At 64.7% G+C, this 5,491-nt stretch carries 5 protein-coding genes and 1 pseudogene; 5 read left to right on the top strand and 1 reads right to left on the bottom strand.

Going from position 1 to position 5,491, the window contains the following annotated elements; translation table 11 throughout:
- From EOA24_RS26000 to EOA24_RS25990, 3 genes and pseudogenes are all read left to right on the top strand, one after another.
- A pseudogene (locus tag EOA24_RS26000) lies at window positions 1–369 on the top strand (alpha/beta hydrolase); the annotation flags it as partial.
- The gene (locus EOA24_RS25995) at window positions 366–1,088 is read left to right on the top strand and encodes a ribulose-phosphate 3-epimerase (RefSeq protein ID WP_126081269.1); all 723 of its coding nucleotides are present in this window, start codon (window positions 366–368) and stop codon (window positions 1,086–1,088) included. The pseudogene EOA24_RS26000 and the gene EOA24_RS25995, both read left to right, overlap by 4 nt.
- Window positions 1,088–2,116 (top strand): ROK family protein, encoded by a 1,029-nt coding sequence (locus EOA24_RS25990; RefSeq protein WP_126081268.1) that lies wholly within the window; start codon window positions 1,088–1,090, stop codon window positions 2,114–2,116. The genes EOA24_RS25995 and EOA24_RS25990 overlap by 1 nt, the downstream gene beginning before the upstream one ends.
- 67 nt (window positions 2,117–2,183) lie before the next feature.
- Here the strand turns inward: EOA24_RS25990 and EOA24_RS25985 are convergent, their stop codons facing one another.
- Window positions 2,184–3,713, bottom strand: a complete 1,530-nt coding sequence (locus EOA24_RS25985) for an MDR family MFS transporter (protein WP_127410209.1) — start codon at window positions 3,711–3,713, stop codon at window positions 2,184–2,186.
- 121 nt (window positions 3,714–3,834) lie between these two features.
- Here EOA24_RS25985 and EOA24_RS25980 point away from each other — a divergent pair, with 121 nt between their 5' ends.
- Window positions 3,835–4,479: a MarR family winged helix-turn-helix transcriptional regulator gene (locus EOA24_RS25980; RefSeq protein WP_126081266.1), complete on the top strand. Its 645-nt coding sequence runs from the start codon at window positions 3,835–3,837 to the stop codon at window positions 4,477–4,479.
- A 400-nt stretch (window positions 4,480–4,879) separates the two neighbouring features.
- A partial coding sequence (locus EOA24_RS25975) for a substrate-binding domain-containing protein (protein ID WP_133374613.1) occupies window positions 4,880–5,491 on the top strand: 612 nt, incomplete at its 3' end.

Genomic DNA, 5,491 nt, shown 5'->3' with positions numbered 1-5,491 from the left:
CAATCCGAGACCGCCACGCGGCTCTACCGCGACGCGCCTGACAATCTCGCTTCGCTGCATGGCTATTTCGACCGGCCCGACGCCAAAGCCTTCGCGCGGGTGCTTGCCGACATCGCCGGCGATGGACCCGGCGTTTCGGAACGCGACGCTGCCGCGCTCGACATTCCGGCGCTGGTCATCGGCAACGAAATCGATGCCGTGCACCCATTGTCGACTGCCCATGCACTGGCTGCGGCAATACCCGGCGCGACCTTCACGAAAGTAACGCCCAAGGCGCGCGACAGCGCGAAGCATTTCGCCGAGCTGCATGAGCAGATCAACTTCTTCCTTCATTCCCACTCGAAAGCCCGGAGCCTCATTCCGTCATGATCGCCAAACTTCTCTCCGGACCCGCGGCCATAGCCGCGCTGCCGCGCAACCGGCTCATCGGCGAATTCTCGCTTTGGTCGGCGGATCTCGCCAACATGGAGCGCGACCTGAAGCGGATCGAAGCCCATGCCGACCTGCACCACATCGACGTGGCGGACGCCCGCTTCACCCCCGGCTTCCTGTTCTTCCCGGATCTGGTGGCACGCATCGCCAGGCTGACCGCCAAACCGATCCATGTGCATCTGATGGTCGAGGCGGAAATCGTCGAGGCGCAGACGCGCCAGTTCATCGAGGCCGGCGCCGACCTCGTCACCATCCACGCCGAAAACGGCGAGGCCGGGTTGCGCGCGGTGAAACTGGCGCATGAGCTCGGCGCCGAGGCGGGCGTGGTGCTGCGGCTAGAAACGCCGGTCGACGCTATCGAGCCGTTCCTGCCTGACGTCGCCTTCGTGACGCTGCTCGGCACCTCGATCGGCGTCAAGGGGCAGAGCCTGTCCGAAAAGGCCTGCCCGCGGCTGGTCGAGGCGCGCGCGCTGATGCGACAGGCCGGCCGCGAGGCCGACATCATCCTTGCCGCCGATGGCGGCATACGCCACGAGACGGTGCCGCTGCTGCGCGCCGCAGGCGCAGACACTGTGGTGCTGGGCTCGCTCGCCTTTGGCGATCCCGACCTCGCGCGGCGCATGGCCTGGCTGCACGGACTGAAGGCCGCCGCCTGATGAGCACGCTTGCGCTAGCCTTCGACCTCGGCGGCACGGAGCTGCGTGGCGCGCTGATCGGGCGCGGCGGCGAGGTTGTAGCGCGCGTCTCGGAACCGACGATGACCGAAGCAGGATCCGAGGCGGTCATCGGCCGGATCATCGCGCTCGCCGACAAACTGCTGGACGACCACCCGCAGGCCAAAGTGATCGGCATCGGCGCCTGCGCGCCGGGTCCGCTCGATCCCAAGGCAGGCATCGTCATCGGACCGCCGACGCTCTCCGGCTGGCACAACGTGCCGATGATCGACATTTTGAGCCGGCAGTTCGGCCTGCCGGTGCGGTTGGAGAACGATGCCAATGCGGCAGCGCTCGGCGAATGGCGCTTCGGCGCCGGACGCGGCGCCGGCTCGCTGGTCTTCGTCACCGTGTCGACCGGCATCGGCGGCGGCGTGATCGCCGACGGTCACATCTATCACGGCAGGCGCGGCCTGGCGGCCGAGATCGGCCACATGACGATCACCGGAGAAGGCGATCGCTGCTTCTGCGGCAATGTCGGCTGCTTCGAGGCCGTCGCTTCGGGCACCGCTCTCGGGCGCCGGGCGACGCGGCTCACCGCGCCCGGCGACGGCTCGCAGTTGCGGCGGCTCTCCAATGACGGCGACGTCTCGGCCCGGCATGTCATCGAAGCCGCGCGGACAGGCGACGCGGCGGCGCGCGACCTGGTCGAGGCGGAGGCGAAATGGCTCGGCATCGGCTTTACCAACCTTCTGCATCTCTATTCGCCCGAGGTGATCGTCATGGGCGGCGGACTCGCCAACGGCTTCGACCTGCTGGCCCCGGGGATCAGGGCAACGATCGAGGAGCGGGCAATGCAGGCCTATCGCGACGTGCCGATCGTGCCGGCCGAGCTCGGCGACCGCGCCGGACTGGTGGGCGCTGCCAGCCTTATCCTGTGGGAAGGCGAGCCGGGCACGGCGCTTTCGATGGTGCAGGACCAGGAGACAGGCGACCGGGCCGGCGGAGCGGCCGGCGCCAGAGCCGGATGATTTCAATTGAAATCGGGAAGGCGCTGACGCGACTTCAATCTGTCCGAGTTCCGTCCGGCTCGGCGGCTCAGGCCCGCTTCGGGATCTCCCTGTTCTCCAGCAGCAGCGTCAGCCCCATGGCGACGAAGTAGAGCGCCGCCACCCAGATGAACATCACGTTGAAGCCGCTGGAGTAATGATCGAGCACCACCTCGCGGATCGCGGCGGGCAGGCTCGAAGCGATGTGCGGGGTGAGCCCGTTCAAGCCCTGCGGCAGCAAGGCGGCGGCGTCAGCGGGAAGCTGCGCGGTCTGCCGGTTCAAGGCCCAGATCATCACCGCGCCGTTCAGCGCCAGGCCCAGCGATGCGCCAAGCGTGCGCGCCTGCGTGATCAGCGAGGTCACCGCTCCGATGTCCTGCAAGGGTGCGGCTGCCTGGATCGCCACGATCAGCACCTGGAACTGCAGGCCCATCGAGATGCCGAATGCAGCCATCATCGCCGCCAGCACCCAGATCGGCGTGTGCTGGCCGGTGAAGACAAAGCCTATCATCAGCAGGCCACCCATGCCCATCGCCACCACCGGCATCCATTTGTAGCGTCCGGTTGCGGCAATGACCCGTCCGGCGACGATCGAGATGACCATCGACGTCAGCGAGGCCGGCAGGAACAGGAAGCCGACTTCGGCAGGGCTGAGACCCGTCAGCGTCTGCATATAGAGGGCGAAATAGAAGAACATGCCCAGCGTCACCGTTCCGGCAACCAGCGAGACGCCCGAGACGATGCTGACCGTCGAGATGGCGAAGAGCCGCAAAGGCACAATCGGCTCCCCGCCCCGCCGTTCGACCATGATGAACAAGATGATTGCGACCAGCGCAAGCAGCGGCAGCACGAAGGTGAATGTGTCCGGCCCAGAGGGATCAAGCACATGATAGCCCCAATAGACGATGGCCGTCGTGCCGATGGCCAGCAGTGCGCCGCCGAGATAGTCGACATGGTGCTTCTTCTCGTTGAAGCGGCTGCGCATGGCGAATGCCAGCACCGCCATAACGATAATACCGATCGGCAGATTGACCAGGAAGACCCAGCGCCAGCCGAACAGGCTGGTGATGTAGCCGCCGGCCAACGGGCCGAGCACCGAGGACAGCGCGAACACCGCCGAACTGTAACCCTGGTACTTGGCGCGGTCGCGCGGCGAGAACAATTCGCCGATCATGGCGAAGGCGGAAACCATCAGGCCGCCGCCGCCGATGCCCTGGAGCACGCGAGCGGCGATCAGGCTCTCCGTCGACCATGCCATGCCGCAGACCAGCGAGCCCAGCACAAACAGGCCGATGGCCGTCAGGACGACATTCTTGCGACCATACATATCGCCAAGCTTGCCGTAGAACGGCGAGACCGCGGCGGTAGAGAGCAGATAGGCGGCACCCACCCAGCCAAACAGATGCAGGTTGCCGAGCTCTCCGGCAATGGTGGGCAAGGCGGTGACGACAATCTGCATGTCGATGGTGGCCATGAACATGGCAACCAGCGCACCGCAATAGACGATCAATGTTGTAAGAGCGGGCCTGGCTTCGGCCTCCACGGGCGGCGCATCCGGAAGAGTTGAGTCAAGGCTCATCGCGTATCTCCAAGGGCTAGGGCGCGGTTTATGTGCTCACAGCAGATGTATGTCAACGTCAAATATATGCTATTTAGCATACAATTGACATCGGCATATATTTTTGCTAGCGCGCTGCGGGATGAGCAACGATGCCGAGCCGGGCAAGCCGGACCGATTTTCCAACCTGTGCCAGACGCGAGGCGATCAGGATCTCGCCGATCTGGCGCGCGGCCATGGCCTGTCCGAAGCGGCAGCCGGGGCTGTGGCGGCCATCGATGCGGTGATGAGCAAGGTGCGCCGCTCGGTCCAGCGCCGGGACTTCGGCCGTTTGATCCTGGCCCGCATCGACCCCTCGCTGGAATTGAGTCATCTCGATGCGATCATCGCGCTCAGCGCGGTCGCCAGCGACACCCCGCAGGACGAGGTGACGGTCGGCGTCATCGCCGAGCGCATGGGAATCGATCCCTCCCGTGCCAGTCGCATCTCCGCGGATCTCGTCGAGCGCGGTTACGCCTTCCGCGTCGCATCGCAGCTCGATGCCCGGCGAATTTGCCTCAAGCTCACCGCCAAGAGCGAGCGCCTCGTGACGGCGGTGCGCCAGACCAAATGGCGGATTTTTGCTGGATCGCTGACGCAGTGGAATGAGCAGGACCTTGTGACGTTCGCCGCCCTTTTGGAACGCTTCGCCGGTTGGGCCATGGACGAAGCGGAGATGCGCAGGTCAGCCGATGCCGTCAAACAGATGATGGACGAGACGGAGCCGTCGCTCCCCCAGGCGAAATAGCCGGCGAGCCACGAGCAGCCATTTCCGAACAGCGGACCGTGTGGTCGTCGATGATCGCCGGTTCGATCGCTTTGGTCGAGCGCAAGCGTGGTCTTCGGAGCTCCGTCTGCTAAAGACACAATGGCGGCACGTCACAGACGCCGAGCCCATTAAAATGCACTGTGCTCCATTTTAATTCTTGACGTACGTAAAATTATTTCCAAACATGCGATAACGCTGATGTGATATCATCAGCGCTCTGGGAGGAGCAACGCCTGATATGAAAGAAACCCGAACCGGGCGCCTTGTGCGCGCACCAGCTTGTCTTTCCAACGCAAGCCCCGGGCTCGCGTGTGTTTCGTCAGCCATGCCGTTCGCAGAACAACGAGCCGACAATCAAAAATCCGGAGGAGGAAGATATATGCGCATGTTCAATTGCCTGGCGCTCGGCGCTGGGCTGCTTGCCACGCCGCTTGCCGTGCCCGCGCAAGCCGAAGACGCCAAGGTCGCGGCGATCGTCAAAGGCCTCGACAATCCGTTCTTCCAGACCATGCAGAAGGGCATCGAGGAACAGGCCAAGGCCGACGGCGTTGGTGTCACCGTGCAGGCGGCCGCCAATATGGGCGATGCGACGGGGCAGGCCGACAAGCTGACAGCCATGGCCCTGCAGGATTACGATTGCTACCTGGTCAATCCGATCAGCGTCTCCAACCTGGTGCAGGCGCTGGTGCCGGTCGCCCAGAAGAAGAAGCCGATCGTCAACATCGACTCGACCATCGATGCCGAACAGGCCAAGGCCGCGGGCTTCGCCGTCTCGACCTATATCGGCACCGACAACGTCGCCGCCGGCGCGCTGGCCGGCGAGGAGATGCTGAAGCTGGTGCCGAAAGGCTCCAAGGTGGCGCTGATTGCCGGTATCGTCGGCGACGTCGGCTCGAACGCCCGCATCAAGGGCTTCAAGCAGGCGGTCGAGGGCAAGCTGGAAGTGGTGGTTATGGTGAGCGCCGACTGGGATCGCGAGAAGGCGCTGACT

This window comes from Mesorhizobium sp. M2A.F.Ca.ET.039.01.1.1 (assembly GCF_003998035.1).
Taxonomy (GTDB): domain Bacteria; phylum Pseudomonadota; class Alphaproteobacteria; order Rhizobiales; family Rhizobiaceae; genus Mesorhizobium.
The sequence above is the reverse complement of the archived record's forward strand: the minus strand, read 5'-3'. Positions and strand labels throughout refer to the sequence as shown.

Excerpts from the sequence above, each read along its gene's own strand:
- EOA24_RS25995 (WP_126081269.1), top strand. The coding sequence starts at position 366 with ATGATCGCCAAACTTCTCTCCGGACCCGCGGCCATAGCCGCGCTGCCG.
- EOA24_RS25990 (WP_126081268.1), top strand. The coding sequence starts at position 1,088 with ATGAGCACGCTTGCGCTAGCCTTCGACCTCGGCGGCACGGAGCTGCGT.
- EOA24_RS25985 (WP_127410209.1), bottom strand. The coding sequence starts at position 3,713 with ATGAGCCTTGACTCAACTCTTCCGGATGCGCCGCCCGTGGAGGCCGAA.
- EOA24_RS25980 (WP_126081266.1), top strand. The coding sequence starts at position 3,835 with ATGAGCAACGATGCCGAGCCGGGCAAGCCGGACCGATTTTCCAACCTG.